This is a genomic window from Desulfamplus magnetovallimortis (genome assembly GCF_900170035.1).
Lineage (GTDB): Bacteria > Desulfobacterota > Desulfobacteria > Desulfobacterales > Desulfobacteraceae > Desulfamplus > Desulfamplus magnetovallimortis.
In genome coordinates, this window is the sequence record NZ_LT828595.1 from 1 (window position 1) to 1,323 (window position 1,323).

Annotated in this window: 1 protein-coding gene; it reads left to right on the forward strand. The window is 36.1% G+C overall.

Translation table 11 applies throughout. The features are described 5' to 3' along the window. Positions 1-98: 98 nt before the first annotated feature. Complete coding sequence (locus MTBBW1_RS27155) at positions 99-1,307, forward strand: transposase (RefSeq protein ID WP_080810127.1); 1,209 nt, start codon at positions 99-101, stop codon at positions 1,305-1,307. The last annotated feature ends 16 nt before the right edge of the window (positions 1,308-1,323 follow it).

The window sequence follows — 1,323 nt, forward strand, 5'->3', positions numbered from 1 at the left end:
TTTTTTTATGATGTGAAAAAAAGCAATACACAAGATTTACTCCGACTTTTAAAAATGATATTTTACTCAAAACTTCATTTCAACTTAGGAGGCCTCTTATGAAAACAATAGAATGGTTTTTATCTCAAATGCCAAAAGTATCTAAACCACAGAAGAACTTCTTATTAATTCTATTTTCAACAATTTCTATGCTTCGGGGTCGCATGAACTTCCGTAACCTAAGTCGTTATTGTGCTATGAATGAAAAAACCATCTCAAGAAATTTTAGAAAGCCCTTCGATTTCAGTATGTTGAATCATCTACTGATTTCTGAAACCATCCCTAAAACAAATAGAAAAATGGCTGCCATTGATGCTTCGTATGTCCCTAAAAGCGGAAAACACAGTTACGGCATTGACAAATTTTGGAGTGGAGTCGCAGGCCGTTCTAAAAATGGACAGGAAATCTCATCACTTGCAATAGTTGATCTGGATTATAACACCGCATACAACCTTTCTGTTGAACAAACTCCTTCAAGTAGCGAAATCGGTAAAGAAGAAGAAAATCGGATCGATTTCTACCTTCAACAAATTAAGCGAAATCTAACATACTTGCAAGAGCATGGAATTACTCATATTGCCACCGATGGTTTTTACTCAAAAACCCGTTTTATAGACGGTATTGTTGGCATGAACCTCCATCAAATTGGTCGTTTAAGAAAAGATGCTGATCTTCGGTACCTTTACAAAGGGCCTCAAAAAAAAGGTAGAGGTGCAAAAAAGAAATATGATGGCAAAGTCAAATTCAATGATCTTTCCAGATGGGATTTCGTTAGTGAAATCGAACCAGGTATTTCTCTGTACACAGCAGATCTTAATTCATCTCGCTTTAAACGTAATATCAGAGTCGTTTGCCTGTTGGATCAACGAAATCCTAAAAAACAGCGTCATATTTTATTTTTTTCAACAGATTTGACCCTTAGTGCCTTAGACATTTTCAGCATGTATAAATCTCGCTTCCAAATTGAGTTTCTTTTTCGAGACGCAAAACAATTTACCGGTCTTACTGATTGCCAAGCTCGAAGAAAAGACTCTTTGAATTTTCATTTCAACGCCTCCTTAACCACACTAAATTTGTTGAAAAAACAAGACAGGGAGGCGGTTGAAAATTCCAAATCCAAAATGTGTTCTATTGCATCGTGGAAAGCTCGCTATTTCAATGAACACCTGCTTGATCGATTTATTTCACACTTAGATTTGGACCCTATCTTCATAAAAAATACTCCTCAATACGAAGAGCTTAGAAACTACGGTGCTATCAATGTGTAAATCTGTACGCACCATT

Coding starts and splice junctions, on each gene's coding strand:
- MTBBW1_RS27155 (WP_080810127.1), top strand. CDS start 99: ATGAAAACAATAGAATGGTTTTTATCTCAAATGCCAAAAGTATCTAAA.